Raw genomic sequence first — 16,210 nt, forward strand, 5'->3', positions numbered from 1 at the left:
TCCTCGGTTCGGCTTCGAGTCTCGTCGCGGATCGCGCGTCGAGCACGCAAATCGTGCAGGCGTCACAACTGGGTAAGGTTTGTTGGGGATGTCCACTGATTCGGTAGCGCCCGTGTCCGGCGTCGTTGCGACGCTGCGTGCTGCAGGCTGCGTGTTCGCCGAAGACGAGGCGCGGTTGCTGCTGGCAGCCGCGCAGTCACGCGTGCAACTCGATGCGATGGTCGAGCGGCGCGCGGCCGGTTTGCCTCTCGAGCACATTCTCGGCTGGGCCGAGTTCTGTGGTCTCCGAGTATCGGTGGATCCGCGAGTGTTCGTACCCCGCCGGCGCACGGAGTTTTTGATCGAGCAGGCCGTCGCGTCGTCGCCGCACAATCCGGTCGTGGTCGACCTCTGTTGCGGCGCAGGCGCTTTGGGTCTCGCATTTGCTTCGCGTGTCCCGAGTTGCCGCGTGTACGCAGCCGATATCGACGCAGCCGCCGTGCAGTGCGCGCGCCGAAATCTGGTTCCGCTCGGCGCAGCGGTCTACGAGGGGGATCTGTATGAGCCGCTGCCCGATTCGTTGCTCGGGACGGTCGACGTCCTGCTGGTGAATGCACCGTATGTGCCGAGCTGCGAGATCGCCATGATGCCGCCCGAAGCGCGTCTGCACGAAAACTCGGTGGCACTCGACGGGGGCGCCGATGGCCTCGACGTGCTGCGGCGCGTGATTGCCGATGCACCGGACTGGCTAGCACCAGGCGGCAGACTGTTCTTCGAGACGGGCGAGGCGCAGGCGGCCGCGGCCGTGCACATTCTCGACGCCGCCGGTTTGACCGCACAGGTCGTCGCAGACGACGACGGCGGTGCCAACGTCTTGGTGGGGACGCGTCAGCCGAGCACGTTGTCGACGTAGCACCAGCGCCACGCCTCGCCGGGTTCGACGCTTCGCATCACCGGATGCTCGGTGCTGCGGAAGTGGGCGGACGCATGGTTGCCGACCGAGGAGTCGCAGCACGCGACATGTCCGCAGGTGAGGCACATCCGCAGGTGAACCCACACGAAGCCTTCGTCGAGGCATTCCTGGCAGATTCCGGGATGGTCCGGCACACACGTGACCGGTGCGTCGAGAAGGTGTGCGCATTCGCCTGTCACCGTCGACGACAGCGCTTCCTCGCGTAGGTCGTCACCGGCCTCGTCGAAGCGGTCTATCAACGACTCCTCGAGATCGAGCAGGCTCATCACCGATTGCAGGACTTCGTGATCGAGCACACCCGAGTCGCGAACCTCGAGGACCACTGCACGCTCCGCGCCCAGCATCTGCAAACGCAGACGCCGGTATTCCTCGCTCGGCGTCATCTGTTCCGACTCCGGAGCGCCGAGCCGTTCCCATGCCGCATTCGTCCGCTGCGTGAGCCGGAAGCGCAGGCTGGCCACGACGTCGGGCGACGTCTGCGGGGTGATGTTCGCTTCGAGTTCGGCGAGCCCGGCATCGGTGGCCTGCTGCAGCAGGCCCGCTTGTTGCAGCGCGTCCTCGGCACGGCTGGGGCCACGCAGGCTCAGCAGGCGAACAAGGAACGGCAGGCTCAAACCCTGCAGCAACAATGTGCCGCCGACGACCACGAGCGCGCACAGCGTCAGCACCTCGCGGTGCGGTGTGTCCTCGGGCAGCAGCAGAACAGCCGCAAGCGTGACGACGCCGCGCATACCCGCCCAGGAGACGACTGCGACGTTCCGCCAGCCCGGCGCGGGATCTGCGGCCTTGACGCTCGGGATCAGCCTCGGCAGGTAGGTGCTCGGAAAGACCCAGAGCGGTCGGGACACAACGACGGTCAGGAACACCGCGGCGCACGCCAGGATCACCCGACTGTGATCCACTCCGCCGTGCCAGGCGTCGTCGACGATCGCGCGCACCTGCAAGCCGATGACGAGGAACACAACGCTCTCGAGGATGAACTGGATCGTCTGCCAGTTCGTGCGCTCGGCAATCCTGGACGCCGCACTCTGCCAGACCGGTGCGTTGTGGCCGAGGATCAAGCCGCAGATGACCACCGAGATCACGCCGGATGCGTGGATCTCTTCGGCCGGTAGATACGCGACGAACGGTGCGAGAAACGACAGCGACGTATCGAGTACGGGGTCGGTGATGCGGCGCCGCAAGATCGACAGCAGGAAAGCGACAGCGATACCGACCGCTGCGCCACCGCCCGCGGCGACGAGAAAGTCCCAGCCCGCTTCCCAGACTGCCACCGTGCCGCCGATCGCGGCGATGGCCGTCCGCAACGCGACCAGTGCCGTCGCATCGTTGAACAGGGATTCTCCCTCGAGGATCGTGACGATGCGCCTCGGCATCCCGACCTTGCGTGCGACAGCCGTCGCGGCGACGGCGTCCGGTGGTGCAACGACAGCGCCGAGCGCTACCGCGACCGCGAACGGCACCTGCAGAATCCACCACACAACGAGCGCCACCGTGAACGTGGTGAACAGCACCAGGCCGACGGAGAGGAACGCGATCGCTCGTTTGTTGGCCTTGAAGTCGACAAGGGACGTCTTGATCGCCGCCGTGTACAACAGTGGCGGCAGTAGGCCGAGCAGGATGAGGTCCGGTTCGATCTCGATGTCCGGCACGAGGGTGGAGTACGAGCCGATGACGCCGGCAACGACAAGGACCAGCGGTTCCGACGCGCCGACCCGCCGCGCGGCGGCTGCCAGCGCGACCGCAACGCCGACAAGGACCACGAGCAGAAGCGCGATGTGCACGGGTACATCTTGCAGGAGATCCGGGTGCGCCTCTACGCGGCGCCCGCCGGTCCGGAGCAACGTGTGTTTCAACACTCTTTACTGAGTGGTGGCCCGCAGTTCATCTACGCTTGCCCGAGCTTTGTCCAACGGGGGATGTGTCTGAACAATCAGTGCGCGACAGGGCGTGCGGGAAGGTCTGGCCCAATTGAGCGCGATGACGCATGCCGAGTATCTGGCGATGAAACGATTTCCCGCATTGGACGGACTGCGCGCGTTTGCCGCGATCGCCGTTGTTTTCTATCACTACGGCGAGGTGCAATGGCGCTGGTTGTCGGGCTGGATCGGCGTTCAACTCTTCTTCGTTCTGTCCGGATTTCTGATCACGACACTCGCTTTGCGTGAAGAATCGCGTTTCGGGAAGATATCGCTGCGTAACTTCTATGTGCGGCGATTCTTCCGGATCCTGCCGGTCTATTTCCTCTTGCTTGCGGTGACGGTTCTCGTCTTCGCGAATCGCGACGAGTTCTTCGGGCATCCACTGCAGGCCGCGTTCCCCGAGTACCTCCTGTTCTGGAACGAGTTCGCCGACGGCACCCCGTACGGACAGTCGTGGTCGCTCGGTATCGAGCAGAAGTTCTACATCGTGTGGCCGTTGCTGGCGTTCGGGTTCCTCGCCGCGGCAGGGCGGGCCGGCCGCGGTCGGCTCGCGCTCGCGTGCGGCGGCATTGTGCTTTCGCTCGTCGCGATTCCCGCGACTCTCGATGCGGACCCGAAAGGCTGGCCGGTCCACTACGTTTCCGTGCTTACAGGGTGTGTCGTCGCCCTCATCATGCACAGTCCGCGTGGCTTTGCCCTGGTCGCGCCGTTGACCAAGCCCAAGATTGCGGGACTTGTGGCGATTGCCTTCTGCGTCGTGCAATGGCAGATCCGTCCGCTCTCGGAGTTCCTCGGGCACCACAACCCGTGGGACATTCCCGGATTCGTTGCTGTGTGCCCGATCTACGCGTTCTTCGTCGCGATGCTGCTCGTCGCTGTCGTAGGACCCGGACCGGTCCGCACGGTGCTGTCCACGCGGATCATGAACTACCTGGGCGAGCGGTCCTACTCGATCTATCTGGTGCAGGTGCTCGCCGGCTTGATGGTGGTTTCGGCGATGCCGTCTCTGCACGGGACCGGCAAGGCAATCGGTGTGCTCGTCGTGTCGATCATCGCCGCTGACGTGCTGTACCGCCATGTCGAAGTGCCGATGATCGCCCTCGGTCGGCGCTTCCTGGCGGCCCGTGTTGTGATGGCGAAATCCGAGCCCATTGTCGAGTATCCCCGGGTCGATGTGTCCTTGGAAAAGGTCGGCAGCCGGTAGTGGCTGCCATTTCACACGCCGACTACCTGGCTATTCGTCGATTTCCCGCGCTGGACGGGCTCCGCGCATTTGCGGCTGTCAGCGTTGTCATCTTTCATTTCGGTGGAAAAGAATGGGAGTTCCTGTCGGGGTGGATCGGCGTCCAGCTCTTCTTCGTCCTTTCTGGGTTTCTGATCACTACGCTTGCCCTGCGGGAAGAATCCCGTTTCGGCCGAATTTCACTGCGTAATTTCTACGTGCGCCGTGTCTTCCGCATCATGCCCGTTTACTTCGTTCTGCTCGGACTCACCGTTTTTGTGTGGGTGGTGCGGGGCAAGTTCTTCGGCACTCCGCTGCAGGCAGCTTTCCCGGACTATCTGCTCTTCTGGAACGAGTTCGTCGCCAACAACCCGTTCGGGCACTCCTGGTCACTCGGAATCGAGCAGAAGTTCTATTTCGTCTGGCCACTGCTTGCGTTCGGGCTGTTGGCGGCCGGTGGTCGCGCTGGTGGACGTCGGATCGCTGCCACCGCGGGCACCATGGTCCTTGCGCTCGCTCTGATCCCACCGACCCTCGGATCGCAGCAAACTGCGTGGTCGTACCACTATTTCTCCATTCTGTGCGGCTGCCTGCTCGCCCTCGGCATGCACAGTCGCCGCGGCTTCGCGGTCGTCGCGCCGCTCACGCGCCCGTATGTGGCCATTGCGGTAGCGATCGCGTTCGTCGGCGTGCACTTGGCGGTGCGACCGGGTGCGAGACTGCTCGGCCAGCACGCGCCCGGTGACCTCCCCGGTTTCGTGCTGGTCTGCCCGCTGTACGCGATTGCGGTAGCTCTGTTCCTGCCCGCGGTGATCACACCCGGACCAGTTCAGCGGGTACTGTCGGCCCGTCCGCTCGTCTTCGTGGGAGAACGGTCGTACTCGCTCTATCTCGTCCAGGCGTTGGCGGGATTTGCGGTGGTGTCGGTGTACCCCTCGGTCGACGGCACGTGGAAAGCGCTCGCGGTCATCGTGATCGGACTGACTGCGGCGGACGTTCTCTATCGCTGCATCGAACTGCCACTGATAAAGTTCGGGCAGCGATATGTCGTACCGCACAAGCTCCCGACCAGCACCGATGCGCCGGATTCGGGTCAGCCGAGGGGCGCTCGGTACGATGAGGGCGACCGATCGCCCGGCCGAACAAGGATTGTCACCACAATATGAATGCCCCGCTCACCGACGGCGCACCTCTCGATGTGCGGTTCAACTCCATCGACGAACGGTTGATCAGCGCCCTGCTGGCGCCGCTGCGGCTCTGGACCAGTCCGAAGTTCTACGGAATCGAGAACATCCCGCAGTCGGGTGCCATCATGCTCGCCGGAAACCACAACCTGTACGGCGGGTTGGACGCTCCGCTCTTCGCGGACGAGGTGCAACGCCGAACCGGTCGAGTGCTGCGTGGGCTCGCCGAGGACATCCTCATGGTTGTGCCCGGCGTTCGTCAGGTTCTGCATCGGTGGGGAGCGGTACGGGCGAATCGCGACAACTGCCGGGCACTCTTCGCCAACGGCGAGGCGGTCCTCGTGTTTCCGGGTGGCGGCCGCGAAGCAGTTCGCCGCAAGAACGAGAAGTACGCCTTGCTCTGGGACGAGCGAACGGGCTTCGCGCGCATGGCGATCGAGGCAGGTGTGCCGATCTACCCGGTCGGCGCAATTGGCGTCGACGACGCTTTCGACATCCTCGTGGATGCGGATCACCCGGCACTGAAACCGGTCCGCGCTGTCGCCGAGCGCTTCGGCTTCCGTTGGGAACTCGCACCGCCCCTTTCCCGGGGAATCGGACCGACGCCGATCATGCGGCCCGAACGCTTCTACTTCTCGGTCGGTACTCCGATCGACACCACGCCCTGGGTCGGCTCACCCGATCTGAACGCCGCTGCGTGCGAGGTCCGTGACCTGGTGCGCAAGGGGGTCGAGGAGGAGATCCGTTTCCTCATCGACGAACGCTCGCGAGATTCGGGCCGCACATTGCGCGGGCGACTCGCACAAGCCTTCGCTTGAGTCGGCGGGTCAGCCCTGGGCCGCGGTGATGTTGATCAACCACGGAATGCCGAACCTGTCGATGCAGGACCCGAACTCGTCGCCCCACATCTGCTTTTCGAGCGGGACGGTGACTGTGCCGCCGTCGATCAGTCGGTCCCAGTAGCCGCGTAGTTCCTCGTCGTCACCGCTCAGGCTGACCGTGATGTTCTCGCCCGGCTTGTAATCCATTCCGGGTGGGGTGTCTGCCGCCATCAGCGTGAAGCCCTTGTCGGTCTCGAGCATTCCGTGCATGATCTTGTCGCCGTAGCCGGCGTCGGGTGCGCCGAAGTCGGCGAAGGTATTCACGTCGAGGGTGCCACCGAAAATGTCTTTGTAGAACTCGAGCGCTTCACGCGCTGTGCCGTCGAAGCTGATGTAGGGGTTGAGACGAGAGGCCATCGGGAGATCTCCTTTGTCGTAACCGGTCGGCGGTCACAGCCTAGGATGCGCTGCGCTCGCGCGGAGCGACTTCCGAACGGCAGCCGCGACCGTCGGGCAAGTGAATATCGGCTAGTATTCCTCCAGTTTGCAATGTCGCAGGCGAAGGAGCGCACGTGGTGATCTCGATTCATCGGCCGAGAGTGTCGGTTCCGAAAGTCCCGCCGATGGCAGACGTGCTGGATCGGCTGGCGGCGAGCCCTCTCGCGTATGCCGGGATGGGCGTCGTCAAATCGGTCGTGCGTGTCGCGCCCGCCAATCGCGTCACCGTCCACATCGCCCGCGTGTTTATCGATGTCGTACTGCGTGCCACTTCTCCCGCACCACGTGGCGTGGTGACTCCGGTCGACACCCGAATCGGAGCTGACGCCGTGCGCGGCGAATGGGTCAGTCCGCCAGGAGTTTCCGCTGGCCGGGTGCTGTATTACCTACACGGCAGCGGGTACGTCGTGTGCTCACCGCGCACACACCGCGGCCTGGCCGCTCGGCTTGCAGCCGATTGCGACCGCCCGGCATTCGTGCTCCGGTACCGGCGCGCGCCGGAGAATCGCTTTCCCGCGGCGCAAGACGACGCGCTCGCGGGCTACCGCTGGCTGCTGCACAAAGGCTATCGGCCGGAAGATATTGTGCTGGGCGGAGATTCGGCCGGCGGGCACCTGGTGATCGGTCTGCTCGGCGAGTTGCAGAGGCTGGGTCTGCCCCAACCTGCCGGCGCATTCGCCTTCTCGCCGCTGATCGACCCAGCGCTCGCGATGGACGCCACCACCGAGGCCGGTTGTCGCGATCCGCTGATCCCGGTGCGCGGCGCCGATCGACTGATCGCCCTGTACTTCGACGGCACGGACCCGACGGATCCGCGCGCCGACGTACAACAGGTAGTTGGACCGCATTTGGCGCCGCTTCTGATTCAGGTCGGCGAGCGTGAAATTCTGCGGCCTGCAGCGGAACTGTTCGGACAGGCACAGCAACGCGCGGGCGGCGAGTGCGAACTGCAGAACTGGCCCAACCAGATTCACGTGTTCCAGATGTTCTACCGCCTGGGCGGTGCGGCGAGCGCTGCACTCGCGGATGTGGCGCGCTTCGTCGCGGGACTCGACGCCCGGGCTATCTCGTCAGCGGGCTGACACCCGCGCCGCGATGGCGTCTCGGACGTCCTCGTTCACCAGGTCGGCGTTGATGAACGCGCCGGCCGTGAGTCCAGATGCCGCCGAGACGATCACCTGCGCCTTCGGGTCGGCGACATTCCCGGCCACTGACACGCCAGGAACCGACGTGGCGCCCTGCGCATCGGCCGGGATGAAACTTCCGATGACATGACCGTTGTGCTCCAGTTCGACCGGCTCGAGGCCGAGTCCCGCGAGCATGTCGACCCGGGCGGTGAAACGGGGTGCGACAACGACAGCCTGAAGTGGATGAAGCTCGCCAGAACGGAGCACAACCCCGGAAAGTTTGTCGTCGGTGATATCCAGCGTCGCGATTTCTCCGGTGACCACTGGAACGTCGCGCGCGGCCAATTGTTCGATTTCCTCTGCTGACAGCGCGGGGGCGGTGTGCTGGAAGAACGTGACGTGAGGACTGAGCTGCCGGAACAAGAGAGCTTGGTGCACCGCCATGAACGACGTGGCGATGACTCCGATGGCCTGATCGCGGACCTCCCAGCCGTGGCAGTAGGGACAGTGCAAGACGTCGCGGCCCCACCGCTGTGCGACTCCCGGGATGTCGGGTAGTTCGTCGACGAGACCGGTGGCAATGAGCAAGCGACGTGCGGTGATGCCGACGCCGTCGCTCGTAGTTACGCGAAAGGACGGGCCACCGACCGGTTCTACGGCGGTGACGCGGGCGTTCTTGAACTCGCCGCCGTATGCGGCAACCTCGGCACGGCCGATCTGGACCAGTTCGAGCGGCGGCGTGCCCTCGCGGCCGAGGTAATTGTGGACATGCCCCGCGGGGGCGTTTCTGGGCGTGCCGTCGTCGATCACCAACACCGATCGACGTGCGCGTGCCAGAGCCATCGCCCCGCCCAACCCTGCGGCACCGCCACCGACGATTACGACGTCATAGTTTTCGTTCATGGCTCGACTGTCGACCTGATGGGAAAATATGGCAAGTATGTTTGCCGAAGTGGCAAACTGGAGCGATGGGCGACGACAGCACTCCGGATCTAGAGCAGGTTCTCGACACCGTCGGTCCGCGACTGCGCGCCTTGCGGAAGGAACGTCGCGCGACACTGGCGCAGCTTTCGGAGTCGACCGGCATTTCGGTCAGCACCCTGTCGCGCCTGGAATCGGGGCAGCGGCGGCCGACCCTGGAGCTGTTGCTCTTGCTCGCTGCGGCGCATCAGGTTCCGCTCGATCAGCTCGTCGACGCGCCACCCACCGGTGATCCCCGCGTGCACATGCGACCCTTCGAAAGGCATGGGAGCACGATCATTCCGCTGACCCGCCGACCTGGCGGTGTGCAAGCGTTCAAGCAGGTCCTCCCGGCACGCACGCCCGAGCGCGACCCGGAACTGAAGGTCCACGACGGCTACGAGTGGATGTATGTCATGTCGGGTCGAGTGCGTCTCTTGCTGGGGGACCGCGACATCGTGTTGACTGCGGGGGAGGCGGCCGAATTCGACACACATATTCCCCATTGGTTCGGCAACCCCGGTCCCGGGCCCGCTGAGATCCTCAGCCTGTACGGTCCGCAGGGCGAACGAATGCATGTCCGAACGCGGTCGGTCCGCGCCGCAGAAAGGTGAGCGCAATGGCCCGCTGGTTCGACCTGGAGCCGTGCGACGAGGACTTCGTCGCGACCGCCCCGTACCGATACGTGTACCCGATCGAGCTACCCGTTGCGCCGGAGGAGGTGTGGGCAGGATTGACCGCGGACCAACCCCTGAAATGGTGCAAGCTGCTCAGTGGCGGATATACCTCGGACCGCCCGTTCGGCGTCGGGACGACGCGAACCGTCAAGCTCGCACGCCTGTTGACCCTCCGCGAACGATTCGACGTGTGGGAAGAGGGGCGACGGCACGGATTTCAGGTCGAGCAGATGAACGCCCCGATGTTCCGGCGTTTCGCGGAGGACTACCTCGTGGAGCCGACGCCGGTCGGTTGCCGTTTCACCTGGACGTTCGCCTTCGAGCCCGGAACGCTGACCAAGCCCGCCGGACCGCTCAACCGGCCGATCAACAAGGTTGTCTACGACAGCCTCGTCCGCGATACCAGCAAACACTTCGGCGGTCGGTGACTCGTGCGCGGTTGGCGACTCCATAGCCTCCCTAACCGCGCACGGGCGTCAGCTTCAAGTACTGGGTGGCCATTGCCGCGCCGAAACGAGTTGTGTGCGTGACGATTTGATCGGGCTCGAGCTCGAGTACGCCCGAGAGCCACGCGACGAGTAATTCGTAGAAGCCGCCGATGCCGATGAGGACGTCCATCCGCAGTGCCGTTTCGTCGACACCGGACTTGAGGTGCGGTGTGGCAGCCGCGACGATCAGGTCCGTCGCGTCCTGGAGTGCGGACGCGCGCCGATCCTCGAGCACGGTGCTGCCGGCGTGGTGGCCGAGCATGATCTGCGCGCGGCCGGGATCCTGGGTGATCCGATCGACGACCGCTGTGATGACGATGCGCAAAGTTTCCAGGGGCGGCTGCTCCGCGTTTTCCGCCAGCACGTCGGCGACGAGCTCGAGGACCTCTGTACGGACGCTGTCCCACACCGCGACGAGCATGGCGTCGCGGTCTTCGAAAACCTCATAGAAGTATCTGTCGTTCAGTGATGTGCGGGCGCAGACGCCGCGCATCGTCACTGCTGCCCAGCCGTTTTCGCTCCAGATCTCGGTCGCGGCAGCGATGAGCCGCTGCCGTCGCTCGGTCCGGCGCTCGTCTGCGGTTCGACCGCCCCAGGTTCCTGCTGCTGCCCGCACCCCTACATCTTGACAACCTCGACGAGCGACCACAAACTGGTGGCAGGCGCGGCCAATGGTGGCGAGCGCCACCAGCACGGCTGGAAGTAGGAGAACAATGGCGTTCGAATACAGCGACATGCTTCGCACTATCGAAGACAAGCAATGGGCACTGGCCGACATCGACTGGGAGGCACCGGGAGCCGAGCTGATCACAGCCGAGCAGCACCCGAAATTGAAAGCCTTCATGTCCGACCTGGTCTGGATCGAACACGTCGGTGCGCGGGGGTTCGCGGCGATGGTGCCGAAGGCTCCGTTCGATGATCTGAAACAGATCTACACCTACTTCCACGCCGAGGAGCAGCGGCACGCGAACGCGGAGCTGGCCCTCATGCGCCGGTGGGGGATGGTCAAAAAAGGCGAAATGCCAGTGCCCAACAAGAACATTCGACTCGTCATCGAATGGCTCGACCGCTATGGCGACGACCTCTCCCTGGCAGTTCTCGGATCCGTGATCCCTGCGTTGGAAACCGCGCTCGACGGCGCTCTGGTGAAGTTCTTGCTCGACGAGGTCGACGACCCGATCTGTGCGGAGGTGTTCCGCAATATCAACAACGACGAATCACGGCATCTTGCCGTGGGCTTCCAGGTATTGGACCACCTCGGGGCGAGCCCGCTTCGCAAGCACGCTGTCGAGCTTGCCGGCACCGCATTGCAGCCGACCGTCATTCTCGGCCTGCTGCTCTACACCCCGCTGCTCACCCGAATGATCACCAACGTGGCGGCGATGGGCCTTTCGGAGGAGAAGCTGTACAACGCGGTGCGGCGTTACGAGGCTGTTGGACAGCGCAGCCGCAACACTCGCCGCCTGCCCGTCTACCACATCATCAAGCACCACGCCTCGCTCGCGGTGAACCACACCCAGCCGTTCCAGTTCCTTGCCGAATCGTTGAACGTCGCGATCGATCATTTCCCGGTCAGGTTGCTCGGCAAGGTACCGTCCTGGACGGAAGAGCTTACATACGAACCGATCTCGCGATGAACCAGGTCGCGACCGTCCTCATAGTCGGCGCCGGTTTCGCGGGATTGGGCACCGCAATCCGGTTGCAGCAGTCCGGCATCGACGACTTCGTGATCCTGGAGCGCGGCGACGAAGTCGGCGGTACCTGGCGCGACAACACCTATCCCGGTGCGGCATGCGACATTCCGTCGCTGCTGTACTCGTACTCGTTTGCGCAGAACCCGACGTGGTCACGCGCATACTCGAGCGGCGCGGAGATTCTTCGCTACATCGAGCACATCGTCGACAAGTTCGACCTGCGGCGCCACATCCAGTTCCGGGCCACGGTGACCGGTCTCGAGTTCGACGAGCCTGCCGGTCGTTGGACTGTGCGCACAGCCGGCGGGCGGACCTACTACGGCCGGACCGTTGTCATGGCGGCAGGTCCGCTGGCAAATCCCAGCTGGCCCGATATTCGTGGACTCGACACCTATGCGGGCCACAAAATTCACAGCGCGCGTTGGGATCACGGCTACGACATGGCGGGAAAACGAGTAGCAGTAGTCGGAACAGGCGCCAGCGCGGTCCAGATCGTCCCGGAACTCGTGGCGGCGGCGCGCAGCGTCAAGGTGTTTCAGCGCACGCCGGGTTGGGTGTTGCCACGGCTCGATTTCGGGCATCCGGGCTGGGCGAAGTTCGCATTCGGACGAATACCGATGGCGGAGAATGCCGCTCGGCAGGCATGTTACTGGGGTCATGAAGCGATGGCGGTCGGGATGGTCTGGAATTCGCCGGTCACCACGGCCATCCAGCTCGCCGCCAAAGCGAATCTACGCAGGCAAGTGCGGGATTCGTGGTTGCGACGTCAGTTGACACCGGATTTCCGTGCGGGTTGCAAACGCATGCTGGTCAGCAGCGACTTCTACCCGGCGTTGCAGCGCGACAACTGCAAGCTCGTCACCTGGCCGATCGCGACGTTGTCGCCCGCTGGCATTCGGACGGCGGACGGGATCGAGCACGAACTCGATTGTATTGTCTTTGCAACAGGATTCGACGTCTGCAAGGCGGGAACGCCTTTCCCTGTGACGGGCCTGCACGGTCGGCTGCTGGCGGACGAATGGGCGCGGGGAGCGTACGCGTACAAGAGCGTCAGCGTCTCGGGCTATCCCAACCTGTTCCTCACGTTCGGGCCGAATTCCGGTCCGGGCCATAACTCTGCGCTGGTCTACATGGAGGCGCAGATCTCCTACATCGTGAAGGCGGTTCGCAAGATCGTCAGCGACGAGATCCGGGTATTCGACGTGCGGAAGGCGCGCCAGGACGAGTTCAACGCCGATATTCAGGAGCGGCTAGCCAGTACTACCTGGAACTCGGGCTGCAAGAGCTGGTACCTCACCGCGGACGGGTTCAACGCGACGATGTATCCGGGATTCGCGACCCAGTTCACGCGTCAACTCGCGAAGGTGGACCTGCACGATTACCGGGTGCGCAAGGGGTATCGCACGCTGCATCCGGTGGCAGCGACGGCGTGATTCGAGCTGTGCATAGTCTGGGGGAATGGTTCTCCTCGTAGCCAACCGCGGCGAGATCGCGCTGCGCATCATCCGCACCGCACACGAACTCGGAATGGCGACGGTGGCCGTCTACGCCGCGGACGACGCGGACAGTCCACATGTGCACGCGGCGGACAAGGCGGTCGCGCTCAACGGTAGCGGCGCGCAGGCCTATCTCGACCACTCGGCGATTCTGCGCGCTGCCGCGGACTCGGGAGCCGACCTCGTCCACCCCGGTTACGGCTTTCTCAGCGAGAACGCAGAATTCGCCCGCGCATGCGGGCGTGCCGGCGTGACCTTCGTCGGGCCCGCACCGGAGGTCCTGGACGTCTTCGGAAACAAGTCGGCTGCACGCGCGGCAGCAGTCGGTGCGGGTGTCCCGGTGTTGCCCGCGACGGTTGGACCGAGTTCGCTGGCGGATGTTCGTGCCTTCTTTGCCAGTAGGTCCGGCGGCATCATGATCAAGGCGCTCGCCGGTGGCGGGGGTCGCGGTATGCGGATCGTGCGCAACGAAACCGACCTCGAACCCGCGTACCAGGTGTGCGCGTCGGAGGCGGAGCGCTCGTTCGGGGATTCCGCGGTGTTCGCCGAGGAGTTGTTCGACGCTGCCCGCCACATCGAGGTTCAAGTGGTCGGCTCGACCGATTCGTGCGTTGCGCTCGGCGATCGCGACTGCAGTTTGCAGCGCCGACAGCAGAAGCTCGTGGAAATCGCACCTGCACAGGGTATTTCACCGACGCTGCGGCGAGAGCTCCACGAAGCTGCTGTGCGGGTAGCCGCAAGCGCAAGGCTTGACGGTGTCGGCACCGTCGAATTCCTCGTTGCCGGCGACCGGTTCGTTTTCCTCGAGGTCAATCCACGAATTCAGGTCGAGCACACCATCACCGAAGAGGTGACGGGCATCGATCTCGTCGGCGTCCAGTTGGCCCTGGCCACCGGGGCGGCATTCGGTGAACTCGGCCTACCGCCGGGCGTCACCGCCGCCTGCGGTGCCGTCTCCGGTGATCCGATTGCGATGCGCGGCATCGCGATTCAGACACGCGTGAACATGGAGTCGATGGCCCCCGACGGAACGCCGACTCCGTCGGGTGGCACGCTGGTGAACTTCGCTCCGCCGACCGGTCCAGGCGTGCGCGTCGATACGTTCGGCCGTCCGGGACTGACTCCGAGCATGCGCTACGACTCGTTGCTGGCGAAGGTCATCACGCACGTGCGGTCGTCTTCCTTCCCCGCGGCGTTGCGCAAGGCTCAGGTCGCCCTGGACGAATTCATCATCGAGGGGATTGCCACCAACGCAGGGTTCCTGCGGCTTCTCCTCGCAGACCCGGATGTGCAATCCGGCGTTGTCGCAACCACATTCCTCGCCGGGCGGCTACCTGAGCTGGCGGCCGAGGCACAGTCTCGGTCGCCGCGCACCTCGCAGTCGACGGTGGAACTGCGCGCAGACGAGGACGTCGTTCGCGCGCCCATGGCCGGCACCGTCGTCGAGATCGCGCCGGAAGGCATCATCGTCACCGCTGGCGCGCAGCTTGTCATGCTCGAGGCGATGAAGATGCAGCATGTGCTGACGGCGCCTCGCGGTGCGGTCACTGTGCGCAGTCTCGTGTCACCCGGTCACGTTGTCGGACCGGGCGATCCACTCGTCGTATTCCGGCCGACCGGTACCGATACCGGGCACGTTGCGGCAGACTCGACCGACCTCGACCTGGTTCGGCCCGACCTCGCCGAGATCCACGCCCGGCACGAAGCAGCCCTCGACCCGGCGCGGCCGGAGGCGGTTGCCAAGCGCCGCAAGCTGGCTCGCCGCACAGCGCGCGAGAACATCGCCGACCTCGTCGACCAGGATTCCTTCGTCGAATACGGGTCGCTGGTTCTCGCCGCCCAGAAGACCCGCCGCTCCGAAGCGGACCTCATCGCGAACACTCCCGCGGACGGGCTGGTCGGTGGCATCGCCACGATCGGCGCAGCGACTTTCGGGACACGCGCCGCCGAGTGCGTGGTGCTGTCCTACGACTACACCGTCCTGGCAGGGACTCAGGGCAAGTACAACCATGCCAAGACGGATCGACTCTTCGACCTGGCTGCCCGCAAGCGGGTGCCGATTGTGCTGTTCGCAGAGGGCGGCGGCGGTCGGCCCGGAGACACCGACGGTGGTCTCGCGGCGGGGCTCGAGCTTGCGACGTTCAGGTCTCTTGCCGCACTCAACGGGCAAGTTCCGCTCGTAGCAGTGGTTTCGGGACGGTGCTTCGCGGGCAACGCCGCTCTTGCCGGAGTGTGCAATGTCATCATCGCCACGCCTGACGCCAACATCGGCATGGGCGGTCCGGCGATGATCGAGGGCGGTGGGCTCGGCACCTGCCGCCCGGAGGACATCGGTCCGATCGAGGTGCAGCGCCGCAACGGCGTTGTCGACCTCGTAGCTCGCGACGAACAGCACGCTGTTGCGCTCACCAAGCGGTTCCTCTCGTATTTTCAAGGGCCCGAACCCGATTGGGAGGCTCCCGACCCACGGCTCGCCCGGCACGTCGTACCCGAAAATCGCTTGCGGTCCTACGACGTCCGCCGGGCAATCGAGGCGGTCGTCGACGTGGACTCTGCGCTAGAGTTGCGCGCCGACTACGGCGTCGGCGTCGTGACGGCCCTGGTCCGCGTCGAAGGCGTGCCGTACGCCCTGATCGCCAACAGCGGTCACCACCTGGGCGGCGCGATCGATGCCGAGGCGTCCGACAAGCTGGGGGACTTCCTGGCGCTGTGCGAGGCGTTCCGGCTACCCGTCGTTTCGCTCTGCGATACACCAGGATTCATGGTGGGGCCCGAGGCAGAAAAGGAGGCGACCGTACGACGGTTCGGGCGGCTGTTCGTAGTCGGCGCGCGCCTGACCGTTCCGTTCGGAACCATCATTCTGCGCAAGGGATACGGACTCGGCGCGATGGCGATGGCGGCCGGATCGTTTCACGCCTCCGCGTTCACCGTCGCCTGGCCGACAGGCGAGATCGGCGGTATGGGACTCGAGGGGGCGGTCCGGCTCGGGTTCAGCAAAGAGCTTGCGGCGGTTGCCGATCCGGACGAACGGGAGAAACTGTTCCAGCAGTTCGTCGAACTTGCCTACCAGCACGGCAAGGCGCTGACCTCGGCCACCACGTTCGAGCTGGACGAGGTCATCGATCCGGCCGACACTCGAAGGTGGATACGCACGCTGTAGTGGGGCACA

At 64.8% G+C, this 16,210-nt stretch carries 14 protein-coding genes; 10 read left to right on the forward strand and 4 right to left on the reverse strand.

The features are described from left to right. The first annotated feature begins 88 nt into the window (after positions 1-88). Positions 89-892 (forward strand): putative protein N(5)-glutamine methyltransferase, encoded by an 804-nt coding sequence (locus tag JGU72_RS12205; RefSeq protein WP_199684160.1) that lies wholly within the window; start codon positions 89-91, stop codon positions 890-892. Here JGU72_RS12205 and JGU72_RS12210 read toward each other — a convergent pair. Beyond that, positions 868-2,811, reverse strand: coding sequence for a Na+/H+ antiporter (locus JGU72_RS12210; protein ID WP_307828407.1), 1,944 nt, complete (start codon positions 2,809-2,811; stop codon positions 868-870). The genes JGU72_RS12205 and JGU72_RS12210 overlap by 25 nt on opposite strands. Before the next feature lie 145 nt (positions 2,812-2,956). Here JGU72_RS12210 and JGU72_RS12215 point away from each other — a divergent pair, with 145 nt between their 5' ends. Genes JGU72_RS12215 through JGU72_RS12225 form a run of 3 tightly spaced genes read left to right on the forward strand, consistent with a single transcriptional unit; the run spans position 2,957 to position 6,098 of the window. Continuing rightward, positions 2,957-4,078 (forward strand): acyltransferase family protein, encoded by a 1,122-nt coding sequence (locus JGU72_RS12215; protein ID WP_199684161.1) that lies wholly within the window; start codon positions 2,957-2,959, stop codon positions 4,076-4,078. Then, positions 4,078-5,262 carry an acyltransferase family protein gene (locus JGU72_RS12220; protein ID WP_199684162.1) on the forward strand — a complete coding sequence of 395 codons (1,185 nt, stop codon included), beginning with the start codon at positions 4,078-4,080 and terminating at the stop codon, positions 5,260-5,262. Before JGU72_RS12215 ends, JGU72_RS12220 begins: the two co-directional genes overlap by 1 nt. Further along, a complete protein-coding gene (locus JGU72_RS12225) occupies positions 5,259-6,098 on the forward strand; it encodes a lysophospholipid acyltransferase family protein (protein WP_199684163.1) in 840 nt (279 codons plus the stop codon). The genes JGU72_RS12220 and JGU72_RS12225 overlap by 4 nt, the downstream gene beginning before the upstream one ends. Positions 6,099-6,107: 9 nt before the next feature. Here the strand turns inward: JGU72_RS12225 and JGU72_RS12230 are convergent, their stop codons facing one another. Beyond that, positions 6,108-6,518 (reverse strand): VOC family protein, encoded by a 411-nt coding sequence (locus JGU72_RS12230; protein WP_199684164.1) that lies wholly within the window; start codon positions 6,516-6,518, stop codon positions 6,108-6,110. A gap of 155 nt (positions 6,519-6,673) precedes the next feature. On the opposite strand from JGU72_RS12230, the gene JGU72_RS12235 reads away from it, so the two are divergent. Beyond that, positions 6,674-7,681, forward strand: a complete 1,008-nt coding sequence (locus JGU72_RS12235) for an alpha/beta hydrolase (protein WP_199684165.1) — start codon at positions 6,674-6,676, stop codon at positions 7,679-7,681. On the opposite strand, the gene JGU72_RS12240 is transcribed toward JGU72_RS12235, so the two are convergent. Further along, positions 7,670-8,629 carry an NAD(P)/FAD-dependent oxidoreductase gene (locus tag JGU72_RS12240; RefSeq protein WP_199684166.1) on the reverse strand — a complete coding sequence of 320 codons (960 nt, stop codon included), beginning with the start codon at positions 8,627-8,629 and terminating at the stop codon, positions 7,670-7,672. The two genes, JGU72_RS12235 and JGU72_RS12240, sit on opposite strands and share 12 nt — an antisense overlap. 65 nt (positions 8,630-8,694) lie before the next feature. On the opposite strand from JGU72_RS12240, the gene JGU72_RS12245 reads away from it, so the two are divergent. Next, positions 8,695-9,300: a helix-turn-helix domain-containing protein gene (locus JGU72_RS12245; RefSeq protein WP_199684167.1), complete on the forward strand. Its 606-nt coding sequence runs from the start codon at positions 8,695-8,697 to the stop codon at positions 9,298-9,300. A gap of 5 nt (positions 9,301-9,305) precedes the next feature. Next, positions 9,306-9,791: an SRPBCC family protein gene (locus tag JGU72_RS12250; protein WP_199684168.1), complete on the forward strand. Its 486-nt coding sequence runs from the start codon at positions 9,306-9,308 to the stop codon at positions 9,789-9,791. A 31-nt stretch (positions 9,792-9,822) separates the two neighbouring features. Here JGU72_RS12250 and JGU72_RS12255 read toward each other — a convergent pair whose 3' ends face one another. Further along, the gene (locus JGU72_RS12255) at positions 9,823-10,467 is read right to left on the reverse strand and encodes a TetR/AcrR family transcriptional regulator (protein WP_199684169.1); all 645 of its coding nucleotides are present in this window, start codon (positions 10,465-10,467) and stop codon (positions 9,823-9,825) included. Between the two features lie 97 nt (positions 10,468-10,564). Here JGU72_RS12255 and JGU72_RS12260 point away from each other — a divergent pair, with 97 nt between their 5' ends. The 3 genes from JGU72_RS12260 to JGU72_RS12270 are packed head-to-tail and all read left to right on the forward strand — an operon-like array spanning position 10,565 to position 16,201. Then, positions 10,565-11,488 (forward strand): ferritin-like domain-containing protein, encoded by a 924-nt coding sequence (locus JGU72_RS12260; protein ID WP_199684170.1) that lies wholly within the window; start codon positions 10,565-10,567, stop codon positions 11,486-11,488. Further along, a complete protein-coding gene (locus JGU72_RS12265; protein ID WP_199684171.1) occupies positions 11,485-12,978 on the forward strand; it encodes a flavin-containing monooxygenase in 1,494 nt (497 codons plus the stop codon). Before JGU72_RS12260 ends, JGU72_RS12265 begins: the two co-directional genes overlap by 4 nt. Before the next feature lie 25 nt (positions 12,979-13,003). Further along, positions 13,004-16,201, forward strand: coding sequence for an acetyl-CoA carboxylase family protein (locus tag JGU72_RS12270; RefSeq protein ID WP_199684172.1), 3,198 nt, complete (start codon positions 13,004-13,006; stop codon positions 16,199-16,201). Positions 16,202-16,210 lie beyond the last annotated feature (9 nt).

Origin of the sequence: Antrihabitans auranticaus, assembly GCF_016481275.1 — a bacterium.
GTDB lineage: Bacteria > Actinomycetota > Actinomycetes > Mycobacteriales > Mycobacteriaceae > Antrihabitans.

What these genes read in the sequence shown, in the direction of transcription:
- JGU72_RS12205 (WP_199684160.1), top strand. Translation starts at nt 89, where the DNA reads ATGTCCACTGATTCGGTAGCGCCCGTGTCCGGCGTCGTTGCGACGCTG.
- JGU72_RS12215 (WP_199684161.1), top strand. Translation starts at nt 2,957, where the DNA reads ATGAAACGATTTCCCGCATTGGACGGACTGCGCGCGTTTGCCGCGATC.
- JGU72_RS12225 (WP_199684163.1), top strand. Translation starts at nt 5,259, where the DNA reads ATGAATGCCCCGCTCACCGACGGCGCACCTCTCGATGTGCGGTTCAAC.
- JGU72_RS12230 (WP_199684164.1), bottom strand. Translation starts at nt 6,518, where the DNA reads ATGGCCTCTCGTCTCAACCCCTACATCAGCTTCGACGGCACAGCGCGT.
- JGU72_RS12240 (WP_199684166.1), bottom strand. Translation starts at nt 8,629, where the DNA reads ATGAACGAAAACTATGACGTCGTAATCGTCGGTGGCGGTGCCGCAGGG.
- JGU72_RS12245 (WP_199684167.1), top strand. Translation starts at nt 8,695, where the DNA reads ATGGGCGACGACAGCACTCCGGATCTAGAGCAGGTTCTCGACACCGTC.
- JGU72_RS12250 (WP_199684168.1), top strand. Translation starts at nt 9,306, where the DNA reads ATGGCCCGCTGGTTCGACCTGGAGCCGTGCGACGAGGACTTCGTCGCG.
- JGU72_RS12260 (WP_199684170.1), top strand. Translation starts at nt 10,565, where the DNA reads ATGGCGTTCGAATACAGCGACATGCTTCGCACTATCGAAGACAAGCAA.
- JGU72_RS12265 (WP_199684171.1), top strand. Translation starts at nt 11,485, where the DNA reads ATGAACCAGGTCGCGACCGTCCTCATAGTCGGCGCCGGTTTCGCGGGA.
- JGU72_RS12270 (WP_199684172.1), top strand. Translation starts at nt 13,004, where the DNA reads ATGGTTCTCCTCGTAGCCAACCGCGGCGAGATCGCGCTGCGCATCATC.